The sequence below is a fragment of the Corynebacterium sp. NML130628 genome (genome assembly GCF_001875665.1).
Lineage (GTDB): Bacteria > Actinomycetota > Actinomycetes > Mycobacteriales > Mycobacteriaceae > Corynebacterium.
The window spans coordinates 1-1939 of the sequence record NZ_MLAL01000042.1 but is presented as its reverse complement, the minus strand read 5'-3'; the positions used below and the strand labels follow the sequence as shown (position 1 = coordinate 1939).

At 54.3% G+C, this 1939-nt stretch carries 2 protein-coding genes; both read right to left on the bottom strand.

The features are described from left to right. Positions 1 to 36: 36 nt before the first annotated feature. On the bottom strand, positions 37 to 999 hold the full coding sequence (locus BJP07_RS09675; protein WP_071567266.1) for a DDE-type integrase/transposase/recombinase: 963 nt from the start codon (positions 997 to 999) through the stop codon (positions 37 to 39). Between the two features lie 104 nt (positions 1000 to 1103). Further along, positions 1104 to 1939: hypothetical protein (locus BJP07_RS11515; protein WP_255365976.1), on the bottom strand; the 836-nt coding region annotated here is incomplete at its 5' end.

Genomic DNA, 1939 nt, shown 5'->3' with positions numbered 1-1939 from the left:
CGTTCGGTGTCAAGTGGTTGTGGACTGGAATCATGGTTAACAATGCATCATCAACGCACACGGCGTCGGCGCGGTCTTACTTGTTGTGCGGATAATCGTGACTTTCTCAGGCAACCCAGTCGGTGTTTTCGGTCGCGCGGTAATGAGCCCATCAGCAAGTGCTTGCTCGACGGCATCTCGCCGGTTGGCCTCCATCTGTTGCCACGTGCCGTCGAGCACGCTTTGCGGTGTGTACCCATTGATCCCGCTGTGGGGCCGGTGGTTATACAACGTTGTAAACTCATCAACCCAGCTCGCTGCATGCTTAATGCTGGCAAAGGATTTTGGGTAGTAGGCCACGCCTTTCATCGTGTGAAACAACGACTCCATATGCGGGTTATCGTTACTGATTGACGGTCTGCTGAACGACCGTTTGACCTGGTGAGTATCAAAAAGTTCACCAAGGCTACGACTGGTCATCGCCGCCCCGTTATCAGAGTGCACTGTGTCGACATGAGGGTGTGTGGCAAAGATTTCTTCAAACATATGTCGTGCTGCGCGGGAGTCCTCGTGGTGGGTAACGACTGCGCCGACAACGGCGCGGGAGTAAAGATCGATTGCGGTATGGCAGGCGTACCACTGGTTTGTGTACTTGCCTGGAAGATAGGTGATATCCCAGCACAGCACGTGACCTGGCCGATATGCTTCAACATGCGGGGGCTGGTTCTTCCCGCCGGCACGTCGCGTACGTGTTCTGCTTGTACCGTGGCGCTGTGACAAGAGTTTGCCGTGCGCTTTGGCAACCCGGTAGAAGCTACGCAAGCTGGCGATATAGCACCCATTGTTATATGCGTGGTAGAAGACATCATCCACACTCGAATACGGATTAGCATCCAACAAGGCACAAATATCGTTGACTTGTCCACCGGTTAAGCGTTTGATGTTGCGTTTGCGATGCGGGATCGGATGTTGCGTCTTCGGACGGGGATTGTCCTGGTAATACCGCCTGGAACGGGCCACACCTAACACCTTGCAGGCTTTCGTGTTTGAGTGACCAATACCAACAAGTGCTTCAATGAGCTCGTTTTCTTGTTGTAGGCCTTCCTCATAGTGCTGCGTTTGTTCTACTGTGAGGATTTTCCCGCCGCGTTTGAGTCCCCGCCATGTTTCTTTGGCAGAGACGCTATAGCTTTTCCCAGCACATCACTGGTGTCCTTCCACAGCTTGAGCTCTTTGCGCGTTCGATCAAGCTCGCGGCGCAGCGCGTTGTATTCCTTACGCGACATGGTGACCATGTCGTTGTTGGTGGTTGTAGGCGTGTTCATGGGTTCTGCCTTTCTTGTATGCGTGTAGTGGGCAATCGTGCCGTTTGCGACTTTATCGATCCATCGGCGCATCGTGTCTTTGACGATGCCGTGCTTATCAAGCAGTGCCTGCTTTGCCCCATGCGGGGCAACAACATACTGGTGGACAAGTGAGATGATTGCTTCAGCGTCTAACACCACCGGTACTGGTGTGGTTGCCCCGGTATAGACTGCGGCGCGTTGTTTTTGGGTAAACGTGCCAAGATCTAAACGCTTCGACCATCTGATCACCTTGGAGTAATAGATTCCTTGACGGTCAAGCCATATCCCCTTTGCCCCATGGGGAAGCTGCTGGTAGATCCTGACCATCTGTTGTTTCTGGGTATCGCTGTAGGTGATCATCCCGCGATCTAAAGTGTTGGGGACGAATATGACTGCCGCGGCATCCGGCATGACCAACTCACTATCAACAAGCGTGGCACCGGGTGCAAGCCTGACTACCGGCAACGCCAGCACGTCGCGTGCAGATGGCATGCTTGCACGCCGGCGCTTACCAGTACTGCCAGCATCGGGGTCGGGGTTGGTGTTGTAGTGTGCCCAATCCCTCTCGGGTGGGTTTGGTATCAGCGGGGGAATATCGTGCGGGGACATGGGCG